This is a genomic window from Streptomyces stelliscabiei (assembly GCF_014873495.1).
In the GTDB taxonomy this organism is placed as follows: Bacteria; Actinomycetota; Actinomycetes; order Streptomycetales; family Streptomycetaceae; genus Streptomyces; species Streptomyces bottropensis.
This window is the reverse complement of the sequence record NZ_JADBGF010000001.1, coordinates 6,921,059-6,937,519: the sequence shown is the minus strand read 5'-3', so window position 1 is coordinate 6,937,519 and position 16,461 is coordinate 6,921,059. Positions and strand designations below refer to the sequence as shown.

The window sequence follows — 16,461 nt, the reverse complement described above, 5'->3', positions numbered from 1 at the left end:
ACGTGACCAAATCGGCCATCGCATATGCGCGATTCCGGGGTATGGTGGTAATGCGCCTGCTGGTACGTCGACGTAGTTCGCTCGTTCGACCGTATCTCGACAGGCCGCACGCATGAGGATGCCCGGTCGGTGGCCCGATCGGCTCCGACCCGACAGCCCTCCTTCTCCGTACGGCACATCGCGTACGGCGTCCGGAGGGAACCCCTCAGCGGTATGAGCGCTAGAGCGTCGGCAGTGGTCCCGTGCCACACGGTCCGCCCGTGAGGCGGCCGACGTCCCCGGCACGGTCCGACACGACCCCCGCGCTCGCCTCACACCGCGTACACAGAAGAGGCAGCACCCTGACTACGACTTTCCGAGATCTCGGAATCTTCCCCGAGACCGCCGAGGCGCTTGAGGCCGTCGGCATCATCAACCCCTTCCCCATCCAGGAGATGACGCTCCCGGTCGCCCTCACCGGCACCGACATCATCGGCCAGGCCAAGACCGGCACCGGCAAGACGCTGGGCTTCGGCCTCCCGCTCCTGGAGCGCGTCGTCGTCCCCGCCGACGTCGAGGCCGGCCGCGCCAAGCCCGAGGACCTCGTCGACTCGCCGCAGGCACTCGTCGTCGTCCCCACGCGCGAGCTGTGCACACAGGTCACCAACGACCTGCTGACCGCCGGCAAGGTGCGCAACGTGCGCGTCACCGCGATCTACGGCGGCCGCGCCTACGAGCCCCAGGTCGAGGCCCTCAAGAAGGGCGTCGACGTCGTCATCGGTACGCCGGGGCGGCTCCTCGACCTCGCGGGCCAGAAGAAGCTGAACCTGAAGAACGTCAAGTGCCTGGTCCTCGACGAGGCCGACGAGATGCTCGACCTGGGCTTCCTGCCCGACGTCGAGAAGATCATCAACATGCTTCCGGCCCGCCGCCAGACGATGCTGTTCTCGGCCACCATGCCGGGCGCGGTCATCGGCCTGGCCCGCCGTTACATGTCCCAGCCGACCCACATCCGCGCCACGTCCCCGGACGACGAGGGCGCCACGGTCCGCAACACCTCGCAGCACATCTACCGCGCGCACAACATGGACAAGCCCGAGCTGGTCGCGCGCATACTGCAGGCCGAAGGCCGGGGACTGGTCATGGTCTTCTGCCGCACGAAGCGGACGGCCGCCGACCTCGCCGACCAGCTCAAGCAGCGGGGCTTCGCCTCCGGCGCGGTCCACGGCGACCTCGGCCAGGGCGCGCGCGAGCAGGCCCTGCGTGCCTTCCGCAACGGCAAGGTGGACGTCCTCGTCTGCACCGACGTCGCCGCCCGCGGCATCGACGTCGAGGGTGTCACCCACGTCATCAACTACCAGTCCCCCGAGGACGAGAAGACGTACCTGCACCGCATCGGCCGTACGGGCCGCGCGGGTGCCAAGGGCATCGCGATCACCCTCGTCGACTGGGACGACATCCCGCGCTGGCAGCTGATCAACAAGGCACTGGACCTCGGGTTCAACGACCCGCCGGAGACCTACTCCACCTCCCCGCACCTCTTCGAGGAGCTGAGCATCCCGGCCGGCACCAAGGGTGTCCTGCCGCGCTCCGAGCGCACTCGTGCCGGGCTGGACGCCGAGGAGATGGAAGACCTGGGCGAGCCGGGCGGGCGCGGACCGCGCGGTCGTGGCGGCCGTTCCTCCGCTCCGTCGCCGTCCGCCGAGCGCGAGCGTGAGCGCCCGGCGCGTACGCCGCGTCGTCGCCGCCGGACGCGCAACGGAGCCACCGTGGACGGGGTGTCCCCGGAGGCCGCAGCCGTCACGCAGCCCTCGGAGTCCGCGCCGACGCCGGACGCCGGTTCCGTGGAGTCCGAGGGCGAGAGCCGTACGCCTCGCCGTCGCCGTCGCACCCGCGCCGGGGCGAACCCCGGTGCCGAAGCCGTGGCCGGGACGGTCGAGAGCACGCCGGCCGAGGCCGTGATGGAGAGCGTCGCGGGCGCTCCCGCCGAGCCGGTGGAGGAGGCGGCCAAGCCGCGTCGCCGCCGCACCCGCAAGTCGGTGGAGGCCGTCGAGGCCCCCGTCGCCGAGGCCGCGCCCGCCGCCGAGGCCGCGCTCGACACCGCCGAGGGGACGGCCGCCGAGGAGGCTCCCGCCAAGCCGCGTCGCCGGACCCGCAAGGTCGCCGCGCCCGCCGAGGCCGTGGCCGAGGAGACCACCGCCGAGGAGGCCCCGGCCACGCCCCGACGCCGCACCCGCAAGGCCGCCACCGCCCCCGTCGAGGCCACCGACAGCGCCGCCGAAGCCACCCTCGACACCGTCGAGGAGCCCAAGCCGCGCCGCCGGACCCGCAAGACCGTGGCGGAAGCCGCCGAGGCCGTGGTGGAGGCCGTCGCCGAGGAGGCCGCGCCCGCGCCGCGTCGTCGGACCCGTAAGGCCGCCGCGCCCGCCGTGGCGCCCGCCGCCGAGGCCGCGCTCGACACCGCCGTGGGGACGGCCGCCGAGGAGGCTCCCGCCAAGCCGCGTCGCCGGACCCGCAAGGTCGCCGCGCCCGCCGAGGCCGTGGCCGAGGAGACCACCGCCGAGGAGGCCCCGGCCACGCCCCGACGCCGCACCCGCAAGGCCGCCACCGCCCCCGTCGAGGCCACCGACAGCGCCGCCGAGACCGTCGTCGACACCGTCGAGGAGCCCAAGCCGCGCCGCCGCGCCCGCAAGACCGTGGCGGAAGCCGCCGAGGCGGCGGTTCCGGCCCAGCCGACGGAGGAGCAGGCCACGAAGCCGCGTCGTACGCGCAAGGCCGCGGTGGCCGCGCCTGCGGCCGTCGGCAAGGAGGCGGTGACCGAGGCCCCGGCCCCGCGTCGTCGCGCACGTAAGGCCGCCGCCGCCGTGGAGGCCGCGGAGAGCTGAGCCCGTCCGGCCGAGTGAAGGCCCGGTCCCCTTTCGGGGGCCGGGCCTTCGGCGTTTCGGGCGCGGTCCTCCCGGTTGTTCGCGCCGTTCCTCGCGCCCCTCAAGGGGCGCCCAGGAGGAGTGGAGGAAAGGCGGTTACGCTCCCCCCCATGAGCCGTCCGCCTACCTTCACCCCGCCCGCCGATGCCAGGGCGTACCTCTTGCGTACCGCGCGTGGGGAGTTCGCCGTGATCGAGGCGGGGGCGCCGGTGAAGGGCACCGTGCTGCTCGTGCCGGGGTTCACCGGGAGCAAGGAGGACTTCATCGCGCTGCACGAGCCGTTGGCGGCCGCCGGGTACCGGTCGGTGGCGGTGGACGGGCGCGGGCAGTACGAGAGCCCTGGTGCAGAGGACGACGAAGCCCCGTACGCGCAGGAGGAGTTGGCGAAGGATCTGCTCGCCCAGGCGGAGGCCGTGGGCGACGGCACCCCGCTGCACCTCGTCGGCCACTCCCTCGGCGGTCAGATCTCCCGCGCCGCCCTGCTGCTGGACGCCTCCCCCTTCGCCTCGCTCACCCTGATGGCCTCGGGCCCCGCCCAGATCTCGGTGGGCCAGCAGGAGCGCGTGAAGCTGTTGCGGGACGCCCTCGCCGTGATGGACATGGAGCAGGTCTGGGACGCCATCCAGGCGATGGACGCGCCGGAGCCGGAGGAGGCCGAGACGGGCGCCCTCGACGAAGGCCTGGACGACCGCGCCGACCTGCGGCGCCGCTGGCTCGCCACCAGCCCCGCCCAGCTCATCGCCACGGGCCGCCAGCTCTGCGCGGAGCCCGACCGCGTCGCCGAACTCGCCGCCCTGGACCTGCCCAAGCACGTCCTGTCCGGCGAACGGGACGACACCTGGCCGATCCCGGTCCTCGACGACATGGCCGTACGGCTGAACGCCCACCGCACCGTCGTCCACGACGCCGAGCACTCCCCGAACACCGATCAGCCGCAGGCGACGGCCGACGCCCTGATCGGCTTCTGGGACCGGATCGCCAGCTGAGGACCGGCACCGGCACGCCCCGCGACACCGAGTGGGACGCTCGCTAGTACTGCGCCCGCAGGTGCTCCCAGAAGCCGTCCCGCAGTGCGCGTCGCAGGTCGGCCTGGCCCCGCAGCGAGTACTGGAGCAGTCCCTCCGCCTCGACGAGCAGGTCCTGGTCGACGGAGCCGGGCAGGTAGGGGTGGCTGTGGAGAAGCTCCTGGAGGGTTTCCCGGCCCCGGGAGGCGAGCCACTTCGCGGCGATCTGGGCGCCGACGAAGCGGACGTCCTCGCGGCTGGGACGGGCACCGGTGGGCGCGTCGTAGGTGGCGGCGGCCCGCCGTGACACGTACGGCTTGAAGAAGTCGAGGTCGAAGGTCCGCTGACTGTCGACCTCCCAGAGCAGCGGCTCGGCCTGGTTGCGGCCCTCGGGCGCCTCGATGCCCCACAGATGGACCCGCGCCCCGTACCCCTGGGCGGCCTCGACCGCCGAGACCAGGTCCTCGTCGCCGCCGATGAGGGCGGCGTCACTGATCGCGCGCTGCCGGGCCAGTGACTCCAGGTCGCTGCGGATGAGGGAGTCGACGCCCTTCTGCTGGTTGTTGGCGTTGAGGTTGCCGAGGCGCACCTTCACGTCCGGCAGCTCGGCGATCGACTGCTGTTCGGCCGTATGGATGCGGCGGCGCGCCCCGTCGTACCAGTAGACCCGCAGCAGCCGGCTGTCCGCGAAGATCGTGCGCGCCTTGTCGATCAGCGCGTCGATGAGCCCCTCAGCGTCGAGGTCGAAGGACCGCCGGTCCTCCGTCCCCGCGACGAGCCGCCCCACGGCCGCGTACAGGTACCCGGCATCGACGAAGATCGCGTGTGTCGAGGGTGTCTTCGCCACCTCGGCGAGCATGCGGTACAGCAACTCGTTCGTTCGGTCGATGCGGGCGCCGAGCGCCGTGAGGTCGTCGTTCATCACGTCCATTGTCCCGGCGGTCACGCTGCGAACACAACCGGTCCCAATCAGTCTTCCTGCCTGCCGGTAGACAGACGTGCACACCGCTTACCGGCTAGTAATTAGGTTCTCGAAAAATTTCCTTAGCGTAAGGAATGTTTGTAACACGCATACCGTTGACTACTCATGGAACACGGGCACCGATGACCCGCGAACCACCATCAGTAGTTCTCCTCAGGAGGATGACCAGACGAAGGGAGAAGCCCTTGCGCTTCGAAATCCTACGACTCGACGATGTCAGCGGCACGCCCGTGGACAGCACCGTCGTGGAAGCCGCCTCCGTCAACCGGATCGTGCAGCAGGCCGCCGCCATCGGGCAGCGCCTCTGGATCCGCCCGGCCGACGTGACCGCCTCGTAGTACGCGGATCCGTTCACACTTCCGAGCCCCGTACGGCATCGCGCCGTACGGGGCTCGGCAACGTTCCGGGCCGGGTGTGGTGGCCTACGAGGCCCGCACGACCTGGGTGACCCCGTTGATGATCTGCTGCACGGCGATCGCGGAGAGCATCATGCCCGCGAGCCGGGTCACCAGCACCACGCCGCCGTCCTTGATGACCCGGATGATCAGCAGCGAGTACCGCATGGTCAGCCACAGCACGACGTGGATCGCCAGGATCGCCATCCACACGGACACCTGACCGGCCACCCCGTCCGCCTTCTGCACCGCCAGGATCACCGAGACGATCGCACCGGGTCCGGCCAGCAACGGCATCCCCAGCGGGACGAGGGCGACGTTCACGTCCTTCGTCTGAGCCGGCTCGTCGCTCTTGCCGGTCAGCAGATCGAGCGCGATCAGCAGGAGCAGCAGCCCACCCGCGATCATCAGCGCCGGCACGGACACATGCAGATAGTCCAGGATCTGGTGCCCGAGCAGCCCGAAGACCGTGATCACACCCCCCGCCACGCAGACGGCCTGGAACGCCATGCGCTTCTGCGTCCGAGCGGGCCGCCCGGCGGTGAGCCCGAGGAAGATCGGGGTGATCCCGGGGGGATCCATGATCACGAAGAGGGTGAGGAAGAGGGAACCGAAAACGGCGAGATCGAACACAGGGGTGCCTTGGGGAAGTGACGAACGGAGGAAGACGGGGGCGCGGGGAGAGGGGGAGAGGGGGAGAGGGCAGCCCAGTGTGATGGCCGGTGACCATCGTGGGCAATCGTTTCCGCAGAGGAAGACGGGCAGAGCCGGCAGCCGCCGGATGCCGTGCGACGCAGACGCAAACGCAGATGAGGGCGAGAGAGGGCTAGCGGGCTCCGCCGGTCCCGGGGACGGGGAACGCTCCGGTGGCCCGGCGCGTGATCTCCCCGTACACCTCGGGGTCGGTCGTGTACTCGCCGAGCACACAGGTCTTACGGCTGCCGTGGTAGTCCGAGGAGCCCGTGGTGAGCAGTCCCAGCTCCTTCGCCAGGCCCCGCAACCGCGCCCGGGTCGCCGTGTCGTGCTCCATGTGGTCCACCTCGATGCCGTCGAGCCCGGCGGCGGCGAGGTCCGCGACGGCGGATTCCGGTACGGTCCGGCCGCGCTTGGCGGCGGCGGGGTGGGCGAAGACCGCGACACCGCCGGCGCCCTTGATCAGCCGGAGCGCCTCGAAGGGATCCGTCTCGTGCTTCGCCACGTGGGCGCGGCCGCCGTCGGCGAGCCACTGCTCGGCGAAGGCGTCGTCCACCGTCGGTACGACGCCGAGGTCGACCAGCGCGGTGGCCACGTGCGGGCGCCCCACGGAACCGCCGCCGGCGATCCGCGCGACCTGCTCCCAGGTCACCGGCACACCCAGTTCGTTCAGCTTGACGATCATCGCGCGGGCCCGCGGCACGCGGTCGTCCCGGACCAGCTCACGCTCGGCGAGCAGTTCGGGCTCCTCGGGGTCGAACAGGTAGGCCAGCATGTGCATGCTGACGCCGTCCAGCCGGCACGACAGCTCGGCGCCGGTGACCAGCGTGAGCCCCTCCGGCAGCGCGGCGATCGCCTCGGCGTGCCCGCGCGTCGTGTCGTGGTCGGTCAGCGCGACGACGTCCAGCCCGGTCGCCCGCGCCTTCCGCACCAGCTCGGCCGGGGTGTCCGTACCGTCGGAGGCCGTGGAGTGGCAGTGCAGATCGATACGCACGACTGGGACTCCAGGGCAGACGGAACGGAAGCGGACGGTCAAGGATAGCGTCCCTGCGGCCTGCACCTGTCACACCCGAAACCGGTGAGCGCCCCCTACCGAGGCGACGCCTCGCAGCCTGGGACATCCGGTCGCGTCGACGACTCCCCGGACGGCGAAAGCCGGGGGCGCAGGTCCGCCCGCCCACCCACAGACGTCCTACAGAGGTCGCACACCCTTCGCCCGCGGACGTCCTGCGCAGGTCCGCACGCCCTTCACCCACAGACGCCCTACGGAGTCCGCACGCCCTTCGCCCGCAGGCGCCCTACGGTTCCAGGATGCGCGGAGAGAGCGCCCCGCACGGCAGCAGTTCCACCTCCGCGCCCGCGTCCCGCAGATCCGTCAGGACCAGTTCGTCGTACATCAGGAGCCCGGTCTGCTCGGGCCACACGACGGCCCAGAGCCACAGGCCGAGCGCCTCCCCCGCGAAGACGGCGCGGTCGTCCGGCGTACCGGTGACATGCCACAGCGGCGTGGGCCGGCCGGCGGCGAGCACCTTGGCCTGGGGTGGTTTCTCGACGCTCAGGTAGGGCCCCGGGTCGGGACCGTCGATACCCGCGTACCGCGCACCGAGACCCACGCCGAGTTCCTCCGCGATGAGGACGAGTTCGCCGACGCCGCCGAGCGGCCCGGGACCCGAACAGGCCACGGCGGTGGCGCGTCCGCCGCTGCGGTCGTCACCGGCGAACGCGGCGCCCGTGAACAGCCAGCCCACGGGCAGCGGCCACGGCATCCAGACGGGCACCTTGGCACGGTGCACCACGACGCCGAGTGCCTCGACGCTGGGCGGGATCACGGGCTGCAGCGGGTGCACCGTCCCGTGCGCGGCGCACTGCCAGGAGTCGGCAAAGAGGCCGGGAGCCCTGACCCGGCCACCACACTTCGGGCAACTGGGTTCGCCCCTCATAGGGCCCAACGGTCCTCCCCGTGCTTCCTCGCGTCAAGGACGATCACCCGACCGGCGTGTGCGCGTCACATTCCGCGCACGCGCACCGGCCTTCGGGCGCCGGCCGGTCCGTCGGACCGGCCAACGGAATCAACTACCCACACGGCCAAGGGAAGCGGCGGTTTTCGGCCACCTCTCGGGCCGCCTCCGGTCACGTATGGCGTGCCGTCCGTCACACGGGGAAGTCGCGCGGGGCCGTCCGGTCAGTCCAGGGAGACCGACCTGCGGGACGGGTCGCGCAGGTCGGTCCCCCGGGTGAGCCAGCGCTCCTGGAGGGCCTGGGCGCCGTGCACGCGCTTCCAGGCCGCCTCGTTGGCGGTCATCGGCAGCAGGGGCAGGAACCGTACGGGGTCGGCGGGCGCGTCGAGTTCGAGGTCCTCGACCAGGCCGCCCGACTCGGCGACGAGGACGGAGGTGAAGGGGGCTCCCGGCCAGAGCGGGCCGCCCACGTCGAGAGAGGCACCGGGGGCCACGATCACCCCCTCGACCTGGGGTGACGCGGCGAGCACGGCGAGCGGGCGGAGCACCTTGTCGGTGTCGGCGATGCCGTGCCGCACGGACAGGACGAGTTCCGCGCGGGGGCCCTTCACGGGGTCGGCGAGGACCGCGGTGGGGTCGGCCATCGGCTGGGCCGACATGCCGAGCGTGGTGTACCGGACGACGTCTCCGTCGACGAAACGGAGCACCTCGATACGGTCCGTGCCGAGGAAGGTCACCGCGGCGCGCGCGTCGGGTTCGCCCAGCGCGGTGCGCAGACGGGCCTCCACCAACGGAAGAACATCAGCCATGATCCGAGCATAGAACTCGTCAGGAACCGGCAAACGGGCACCTTGACACCACGGCCGACTGTTAGTCTGGGCCGCCGGTCGGGACAGCATGCGGGCAGCACGCAGCGGCCTCGCGCACAAGGCTTCTCACGCCTTCGCGTCCCGGACCGAAAAGACTGACTCCCCTACGGGGAACCCCGAACGGGGTATGGAACGTCCCTCACGGGGGACCGGCCGGAGGAGGTGGGGCTGCGATGGACCGAAGTCGACCTGGCAGTACCACCCGCTCTTCCGCTCGCCGAGTTCCGTAGCTCCTGCCGTAGCCGTATTTCTCGCTCCGCCGGCTACCACCCTCGTCCCGCGTCGTGCCGCTCGCCGGTCGTCGCGCATCGGAAGAGCACTTCTTTCCCGTCTTGATCTACATCGCCGATCGGACGTCTCCGGCTCTCACCAGTCGGGCGTCGCCCGGTCCGAGTCAAGCGAAGCTGTCACCGCGACGGTGCGGTGCTCCCCGCTTTGTGGACGTGCCAAACATTCGAAGTCAAAACGTCCCCATTCCGGGTAGTTCCAACCGTCGTCGGCGGCCTTTCGTTGCGAAGGAGCCTGCTCATGTCGATGATCCACAACCTGCGTGCCGCGGTCCGCCCGTCCCGTCCCTCCCGGCTGTCTCTGCGCAAGGACGGTGGCGTGTACGACGCCACGCGTCCGGCGGAGGCGCCTACGGCCGTGGTCGACTGCGGCGTGTACCGCGACGGCGCGCGTGTCACGTTCGAGCGCGACCTGACGCCGCACGAGGCGATCCGTCAGGCGCGCCGCGACGGCGGATTCGTCTGGATCGGTCTGCACGAGCCCTCGGAGGCCGAATTCGCCGGTATCGCCGCCGAGTTCGGGCTGCACCCGCTGGCCGTGGAGGACGCGGTGCACGCGCACCAGCGGCCCAAGCTGGAGCGCTACGACGACACCCTCTTCACCGTCTTCAAGACGATCCACTACGTGGAGCACGACGAACTCACCGCCACCAGCGAGGTCGTGGAGTCCGGCGAGGTCATGTGCTTCACCGGGCGGGACTTCTTCATCACCGTCCGGCACGGCGGGCAGGGCTCGTTGCGGGCGCTGCGTCACCGGCTGCAGGACGACCCGGAGTTGCTCGGCAAGGGCCCCTCGGCCGTGCTGCACGCCATCGCCGACCACGTCGTCGACGGGTACGTGGCGGTCGCGGACGCCGTGCAGGACGACATCGACGAGGTGGAGACGGAGGTGTTCTCCCCCGGGCGCAAGGGCACGCCCCGGGGCACCGACGCCGGCCGGATCTACCAACTCAAGCGCGAGGTCATGGAGTTCAAGCGCGCGGTGCTGCCGCTGGTGCGGCCCATGCAGCTGCTGAGCGAGCGGCCGATGCGGCTGATCGACCCGGACATCCAGAAGTACTTCCGCGACGTGGCCGACCACCTCGCCCGCGTCCAGGAGCAGGTCGTCGGCTTCGACGAGCTGCTCAACTCGATCCTCCAGGCGAACCTGGCGCAGGCCTCCGTCGCGCAGAACGAGGACATGCGCAAGATCACGTCGTGGGCGGCCATCATCGCCGTCCCGACGATGGTCTGCGGCGTCTACGGCATGAACTTCGACTACATGCCGGAGACGCACTGGAAGTTCGGCTATCCGGTGGTCCTCGGCGTCACGGTCGCGCTCTGCCTCGGCATCCACCGCACGCTGAAGCGCAACGGGTGGCTGTAGGCCGGGGCGGGGCGGGGCGGCGGGGCCGGGGATCTTCGGGGAGCGCGCGGTTAGGCTGCCCCCATGACTTCCGACTCCCAGGCCTCCGATGCGCCGACCGCCGATGCGCCGACGGGTGGTTCGTCGACGGACGACGCGTCGACCGGCGACGCGCTGCTCGATCGGGCCCTCGTCGAGGAGGCCACCAAGAAGTCCGGGCTCGTCTGGGTGCGCGGTGGCGGGGCGCTCCAGGGCCGGGAGGGGCCGTCGCGCGCGCTGTGGCACGTCTGGCACGAGGGTGCGGCGTGCCTGGTCGGTGACGGGCCCGGTGAGCAGCCGTTGCCGGATCTGGTCGACGGGGGCCCGGCCGTGGTGACCGTCCGCAGCAAGGACAAGGGCGGGCGGCTGGTCGCCTGGGCCGCGCGGGTGGTCGAGTTGGCCCCCGGGTCCGCCGAGTGGGAGGCCGCCGTGGCCGAGCTGAAGGGCAAGCGCCTCAACGCCCCCGACGGCGAGGCGATGCCGGGCCGCTGGGCCCGTGAGTGCCGGGTGCTCCGCCTGGAGCCGACCGGATCGACCCTGCCGGTGCCCGACGGCGACCTGGCGCAGGCTCCGGTTCCGACCCCCGCGACGACGCGCCGGCCCGTTCCGGCGGCGGTCCCCCGCCTGCTCTTCGGCCGCCGCAGGCGGAGCTGAGGTGACGGGCGGAGCTTCGGGCTGACCCGCGAGGGCCGGGCCGACCGACGGGGCCGGGCCGGCCGACCTGCGCACCGGGGCTGACCTGCCGATCCGGGCACGCCTGCGGCTCCGGGCACGCCTGCGGCTTCGGGCGGCCCTACGACGTCGGCAGTTGCCGCCCGTAGTCCACCACCGACTTCTCGTCCGGCTCCTCCAGGGCGAAGTCCTTGCCCCAGTCGGTGAGGAGGATGGTGCCGGCGTCACCGGCGCGGACGAGGCGCAGGGGGTAGGGGGTGCCCTTCAGGGAGACGTCGAGGGTGCCGCCGGACCCCTTGTCGCCGGTGATGCGGATCGTGCGGGTGCCGGACTGTTCGTGGTGGCCGTCCTTGGACAGCGAGCCGTGCAGGGTGAGCAGGCTGTTGAGCAGGACGTCCTTGTCGGTGAAGCCGCTGAGGCGCTTGTAGGCGGGGTCCCCGGTCGGCACCTTCACGTACATGCCGTCCAGCTTGTCCGCCGCGCCCGCCTCCGAGCCGTCGTGGTCGCCGCCGTTCTTCCCGGAGTCCTGGTGCTTCCAGAAGTCCTTGTCGGCCTTGAGGAAGAGGTGCTCGCCGACCTTCAGCAGCCGGAAGGTGGACCCCTCGGACGTCACCGAGCCCGTGCCGCCGTCCTCCTTCAGGCGCATGTCCAGCCGGTACGTCTTGCCGCTGGTCACCACCGCTCCCGACAGCCGGACCGTGTCCGCCGCGGTGGCCGCCGCCAGGGTCGTGCTCTGGATCTTCGCCGGCTCCAGCTTGCCGACCCCGTTGGTGCCCTCGTCGGGATCCTCGCCGCATCCGGTGAGCCCCAGCCCGCAGGCCACGAGGGTGCAGACGGCGCTCACCAGTGCGGCCCTTCGGGTACGGGGAATCACAGTCACAGGCGATGCACCTCTTCGTGGGGAGTCCAGGCGTACCGCAGAGTACCGGGGCTCCCGGCGCACCTGGGAGCCAGTCCGTCCGCACCGCTCACCAGGGCATATCCGATCGGGACGGGCTAGCCTGAAGCCCTCCTCGGCGGACATTCCCCTCTCGACGCGAAGGAAAGGGGCGGCTCATGGCGGCGGTGGCGCCCCGGATCTTCGTCTCCCACCTCTCCGGCGTCGCCGTCTTCGATCCGAGCGGCGATCAGGTGGGCCGCGTCCGCGACCTCGTCGCCATCCTGCGGGTGGGCCGGAAGCCGCCGAGGCTGCTCGGTCTGGTCGTCGAACTGTCCACCCGCCGCCGGATCTTCCTGCCCATGACCCGGGTCACCGGCATCGAGTCGGGCCAGGTCATCACCACCGGTGTGCTGAACGTGCGCCGGTTCGAGCAGCGCCCCACCGAGCGTCTCGTCGTCGGCGAACTGCTGGACCGCCGGGTACAACTCGTGGACACGGGCGAGGAGGTGACGGTCCTCGACGTCTCCGTCCAGCAACTGCCGGCCCGCCGGGACTGGGAGATCGACCGGGTGTTCGTCCGCAAGGGCAAGGGCGGCGCGTTCCGGCGCCACAAGGGGGAGACGCTGACGGTGGAGTGGTCGGCGGTCACCGGGTTCTCGCTGGAGGAGCACGGGCAGGGCGCCGAGAGCCTCCTCGCGACCTTCGAGCAGCTCCGCCCGGCCGACCTCGCGAACGTGCTGCACCACCTCTCCCCCAAGCGCCGGGCCGAGGTCGCCGCCGCCCTCGACGACGACCGGCTCGCCGACGTCCTGGAGGAGCTGCCCGAGGACGACCAGATCGAGATCCTCGGCAAGCTCAAGGAGGAGCGGGCCGCCGACGTCCTGGAGGCCATGGACCCCGACGACGCCGCCGACCTCCTCGCCGAACTCCCGGAGGAGGAGCAGGAGCGGCTGCTGACCCTGATGCAGCCGGCCGACGCCGCGGACGTACGGCGGCTCATGGCGTACGAGGAGAAGACGGCCGGCGGTCTGATGACCACCGAGCCGATCGTGCTGCGCCCGGACGCGACCGTCGCCGACGCGCTCGCGCGGGTCCGCAACGCCGACCTGTCCCCCGCGCTGGCCGCCCAGGTCTACGTGTGCCGGCCGCCCGACGAGACCCCGACCGGCAAGTACCTGGGCACGGTCCACTTCCAGCGCCTGCTGCGGGACCCGCCGTACACCCTCGTCGGTTCGATCCTCGACGACGATCTCCAGCCGCTGGACCCGGAGGCCGCGCTGCGCGCCGTCGCCGGGTTCTTCGCGACGTACGACATGGTCGCGGCGCCCGTGGTGGACGAGAGCGGCTCGCTGCTGGGCGCGGTGACCGTGGACGACGTGCTGGACCACATGCTGCCCGAGGACTGGCGGGAGACGGAGTTCCATCTGCACGAGGACGACTCCGTCACCGCCCGGGGGGAGGGAGCGTCCGATGGCTCCTGACCGGGACGGGCGCGAAGGGCGGCCGGGAGCCCGTGAGAGCCGGCACACGGGGCGTGAGCGGGCGCACTCCGGCGGGGGCGCCCGGGAGCGCACGGCCTCCTCCGGAGGGCCTCAGCGGGAGCGCGCGCTCTCCGGGGCCACCGCCCGCCCCCGGACCCGTCTCGACCAGCCGCTGCCGCGCCGGGCCAGGTTCCTGCCCGAGTGGGACCCGGAGGCGTTCGGACGGCTGTCGGAGCGGATCGCGCGGTTCCTGGGCACGGGCACGTTCCTGGTGTGGATGACGGTCGCCATCATCCTGTGGGTGGTGTGGAACGTCTCCGCCCCGCGTGACCTGCGCTTCGACAACTACCCCTTCATCTTCCTGACCCTGATGCTCTCCCTGCAGGCCTCCTACGCCGCCCCGCTGATCCTGCTCGCGCAGAACCGCCAGGACGACCGCGACCGGGTCAACCTGGAGCAGGACCGCAAGCAGAACGAGCGCTCGATCGCCGACACCGAGTACCTGACCAGGGAGATCGCCGCGCTGCGCATCGGCCTCGGCGAGGTCGCCACCCGTGACTGGCTGCGTTCCGAGCTGCACGACCTGGTCAGGGAGCTGCAGGAGCACGACGGGGAGGGTCCGCGCGGAACCCGGAAGGTATTCCCGCCGGAACACCCGCGCGGACGTGACAAGGGCGACCGCTGACGGGGCTCCCAGGGGCCACGCGGGTCGCCGTACCATCGTCCCTATGGTTACGGAAGACGCGGTGCGCGAGGCACTGTCGACGGTGAACGACCCCGAGATCAACCGTCCCATCACCGAACTGGGGATGGTCAAGTCGGTGGAGATCGGCGCGGACGGAGCGGTCGCGGTCGCCGTGTACCTGACGGTCTCCGGCTGCCCCATGCGCGACACGATCACCCAGCGGGTGACGGACGCGGTCGCGGCCGTGGAGGGCGTCACCGGCGTCACCGTCGAGCTGGACGTCATGAGCGACGAGCAGCGCAAGGAGCTGGCGGGTGCCCTGCGCGGCGGCCAGGCGGAGCGCGAGGTCCCGTTCGCCAAGCCGGGCTCCCTCACACGCGTGTACGCCGTCGCCTCCGGCAAGGGCGGTGTCGGCAAGTCCTCGGTCACGGTGAACCTGGCGGCGGCCATGGCCGCCGACGGCCTCAAGGTGGGTGTCGTCGACGCCGACATCTACGGCCACTCCGTGCCCCGGATGCTGGGCGCCGACGGCCGCCCCACCCAGGTCGAGAACATGATCATGCCGCCGTCCGCGAACGGCGTGAAGGTCATCTCGATCGGCATGTTCACCCCGGGCAACGCCCCGGTGGTCTGGCGCGGTCCGATGCTCCACCGCGCTCTCCAGCAGTTCCTCGCGGACGTGTACTGGGGCGACCTGGACGTGCTGCTCCTGGACCTCCCGCCGGGCACGGGCGACATCGCCATCTCGGTGGCCCAGCTGGTCCCGAACGCCGAGATCCTCGTCGTCACCACGCCCCAGCAGGCGGCGGCCGAGGTGGCCGAGCGCGCCGGGTCCATCGCCGTGCAGACCCACCAGAAGATCGTCGGCGTCGTCGAGAACATGGCGGGCCTGCCCTGCCCGCACTGCGACGAGATGGTCGACGTCTTCGGCACCGGCGGCGGCCAGACCGTCGCCGACGGCCTCACCCGCACCACCGGCGCCACCGTCCCGGTCCTCGGCAGCATCCCCATCGACGTCCGCCTGCGCGAGGGCGGCGACGACGGCCGCCCGGTCGTCCTCTCCGACCCCGACTCCCCCGCCGGCGCGGCCCTGCGCGCCATCGCGGGCAAGCTGGGCGGCCGCCAGCGGGGCCTGTCGGGCATGAGCCTGGGAATCACCCCGAGGAACAAGTTCTAGGACGCCTGTCGGGGGCGGGGGCCGCCTCTCGGGCGCGCGGGGAACCGCGCGCCGGCCCGCCAGGCACCCCTGGCCCCCGAACCACCGAAGCCCTTACGGCGGGGGAGGGCACCGCAGCACCACACGGCGGTGCCCTCCACCCCTACGCGTACGCCTCGATGTCCTTGATCACGGCGAAGCCCAGACCGTAGGCGCTCATCCCTCTCCCGTACGCCCCCACGTGCACCCCTTCCGAGGTCGACCCGGCGAGCACCCAGCCGAACTCGGACTCGCGGTAGTGGAACGTCGTGGGCACCCCGTCCACGGGCAGGGACAGCGTCGACCAGTCGGGCCCGGCCAGATCGTCCGCCAGGACCCACGCCGTCTCGGTCTGCTGGTCCAGCCAGTCGTCCCGCAGGGTGTGGTCCAGCTGCCCCGGCCAGGTGAAGGACAGCAGTCCGACGCCCGCCAGCCAGGCCGCCGAGGAGACCGACGTGGCCTCCAGCACACCCGTGCCGTCCGCGCTGCGCCGTACGTCGTTCGCGGCGACGGTCACCACGACCGCGAACCGCTCCTTGGTCTCGTCGTCCGCCGAGGCCGTGTACTCGTTGCGCACCGAGGGCTCGTCACCGTGTCCGATCGAGCCGTGCTCGACGGCTCCCTCCGCCGACATACCCACCTGCATCAGCCAGCGCGGCCCCGTGAAGGCCTCGTCGAGGCCGTACCAAGGGAAGTGCGCCAGCAGGTAACCCTCGACCGTTCGGCGGGCGGAGGGGACCTGTTGTCCGCCCTCCGCGGCCGACGCCTGCGCGCCTACCCGACTCGTCGTCTCCATGCCGGACGCCTCCTAGCTCTCGACGGACCGGAGCGGCCCGCCCCCCACGGGCGTCGTCGCTCGCTCTCCTTACGGTCCGCACAACAACTGGGCAGCATAGCCACAGCTCTCCGAGCAGCAGGGAAAGCGCCCGGCGCGTAGGACGGCGTACGGGCGGCCGGAGGCCCTACGCGGGTGCGCGGCGGTATGAAACGCGTCACGTGCAGAGGGTGCGGCGGCACCGGGGCCCCTGGGCACGGAAGGCCAGGCCGGAGCGGGTGCGGGCGCCGAGCGGACG

The 16,461-nt window shown here is 71.8% G+C and carries 15 protein-coding genes; 8 read left to right on the top strand and 7 right to left on the bottom strand.

Features of this window, described 5'->3' with window-relative positions; translation table 11 throughout:
• Window positions 1-434 precede the first annotated feature (434 nt).
• The gene (locus tag H4687_RS30915; RefSeq protein ID WP_046914606.1) at window positions 435-2,864 is read left to right on the top strand and encodes a DEAD/DEAH box helicase; all 2,430 of its coding nucleotides are present in this window, start codon (window positions 435-437) and stop codon (window positions 2,862-2,864) included.
• Window positions 2,865-3,013: 149 nt separating this feature from the next.
• The gene (locus tag H4687_RS30910) at window positions 3,014-3,889 is read left to right on the top strand and encodes an alpha/beta fold hydrolase (RefSeq protein WP_046914605.1); all 876 of its coding nucleotides are present in this window, start codon (window positions 3,014-3,016) and stop codon (window positions 3,887-3,889) included.
• Between the two features lie 43 nt (window positions 3,890-3,932).
• Here the strand turns inward: H4687_RS30910 and H4687_RS30905 are convergent, their stop codons facing one another.
• Window positions 3,933-4,838 carry an NYN domain-containing protein gene (locus H4687_RS30905; RefSeq protein ID WP_179860265.1) on the bottom strand — a complete coding sequence of 302 codons (906 nt, stop codon included), beginning with the start codon at window positions 4,836-4,838 and terminating at the stop codon, window positions 3,933-3,935.
• A 236-nt stretch (window positions 4,839-5,074) separates the two neighbouring features.
• Between H4687_RS30905 and H4687_RS30900 the strand changes: the two genes are divergently transcribed.
• The gene (locus H4687_RS30900; protein WP_020113966.1) at window positions 5,075-5,227 is read left to right on the top strand and encodes a hypothetical protein; all 153 of its coding nucleotides are present in this window, start codon (window positions 5,075-5,077) and stop codon (window positions 5,225-5,227) included.
• 84 nt (window positions 5,228-5,311) lie between these two features.
• On the opposite strand, the gene H4687_RS30895 is transcribed toward H4687_RS30900, so the two are convergent.
• The 4 genes from H4687_RS30895 to H4687_RS30880 form a co-directional block, all read right to left on the bottom strand.
• A complete protein-coding gene (locus tag H4687_RS30895; protein ID WP_046914604.1) occupies window positions 5,312-5,917 on the bottom strand; it encodes a MarC family protein in 606 nt (201 codons plus the stop codon).
• Between the two features lie 193 nt (window positions 5,918-6,110).
• Entirely contained in the window at window positions 6,111-6,971 is an 861-nt protein-coding gene (locus H4687_RS30890) for a PHP domain-containing protein (protein WP_046918799.1), read from the bottom strand.
• A gap of 304 nt (window positions 6,972-7,275) precedes the next feature.
• The gene (locus tag H4687_RS30885; RefSeq protein ID WP_028796513.1) at window positions 7,276-7,917 is read right to left on the bottom strand and encodes a DUF6758 family protein; all 642 of its coding nucleotides are present in this window, start codon (window positions 7,915-7,917) and stop codon (window positions 7,276-7,278) included.
• A 242-nt stretch (window positions 7,918-8,159) separates the two neighbouring features.
• Window positions 8,160-8,744 carry a suppressor of fused domain protein gene (locus H4687_RS30880; protein WP_046918800.1) on the bottom strand — a complete coding sequence of 195 codons (585 nt, stop codon included), beginning with the start codon at window positions 8,742-8,744 and terminating at the stop codon, window positions 8,160-8,162.
• A gap of 588 nt (window positions 8,745-9,332) precedes the next feature.
• Between H4687_RS30880 and H4687_RS30875 the strand changes: the two genes are divergently transcribed.
• Both H4687_RS30875 and H4687_RS30870 read left to right on the top strand, forming a co-directional pair.
• A complete protein-coding gene (locus H4687_RS30875) occupies window positions 9,333-10,457 on the top strand; it encodes a magnesium and cobalt transport protein CorA (RefSeq protein WP_005480555.1) in 1,125 nt (374 codons plus the stop codon).
• 63 nt (window positions 10,458-10,520) lie between these two features.
• Window positions 10,521-11,129 carry a hypothetical protein gene (locus H4687_RS30870; protein WP_078907633.1) on the top strand — a complete coding sequence of 203 codons (609 nt, stop codon included), beginning with the start codon at window positions 10,521-10,523 and terminating at the stop codon, window positions 11,127-11,129.
• A 139-nt stretch (window positions 11,130-11,268) separates the two neighbouring features.
• Here the strand turns inward: H4687_RS30870 and H4687_RS30865 are convergent, their stop codons facing one another.
• Window positions 11,269-12,027, bottom strand: coding sequence for a hypothetical protein (locus H4687_RS30865; protein WP_046913428.1), 759 nt, complete (start codon window positions 12,025-12,027; stop codon window positions 11,269-11,271).
• Between the two features lie 176 nt (window positions 12,028-12,203).
• Here H4687_RS30865 and H4687_RS30860 point away from each other — a divergent pair, with 176 nt between their 5' ends.
• Genes H4687_RS30860 through H4687_RS30850 form a run of 3 tightly spaced genes read left to right on the top strand, consistent with a single transcriptional unit; the run spans window position 12,204 to window position 15,370 of the window.
• Complete coding sequence (locus H4687_RS30860) at window positions 12,204-13,508, top strand: magnesium transporter MgtE N-terminal domain-containing protein (RefSeq protein WP_046913427.1); 1,305 nt, start codon at window positions 12,204-12,206, stop codon at window positions 13,506-13,508.
• On the top strand, window positions 13,498-14,193 hold the full coding sequence (locus H4687_RS30855; RefSeq protein ID WP_046913426.1) for a DUF1003 domain-containing protein: 696 nt from the start codon (window positions 13,498-13,500) through the stop codon (window positions 14,191-14,193). Before H4687_RS30860 ends, H4687_RS30855 begins: the two co-directional genes overlap by 11 nt.
• A gap of 43 nt (window positions 14,194-14,236) precedes the next feature.
• Entirely contained in the window at window positions 14,237-15,370 is a 1,134-nt protein-coding gene (locus H4687_RS30850) for an Mrp/NBP35 family ATP-binding protein (RefSeq protein WP_046913425.1), read from the top strand.
• 142 nt (window positions 15,371-15,512) lie between these two features.
• On the opposite strand, the gene H4687_RS30845 is transcribed toward H4687_RS30850, so the two are convergent.
• Window positions 15,513-16,184, bottom strand: coding sequence for a hypothetical protein (locus tag H4687_RS30845; protein WP_046913424.1), 672 nt, complete (start codon window positions 16,182-16,184; stop codon window positions 15,513-15,515).
• Window positions 16,185-16,461: the final 277 nt, after the last annotated feature.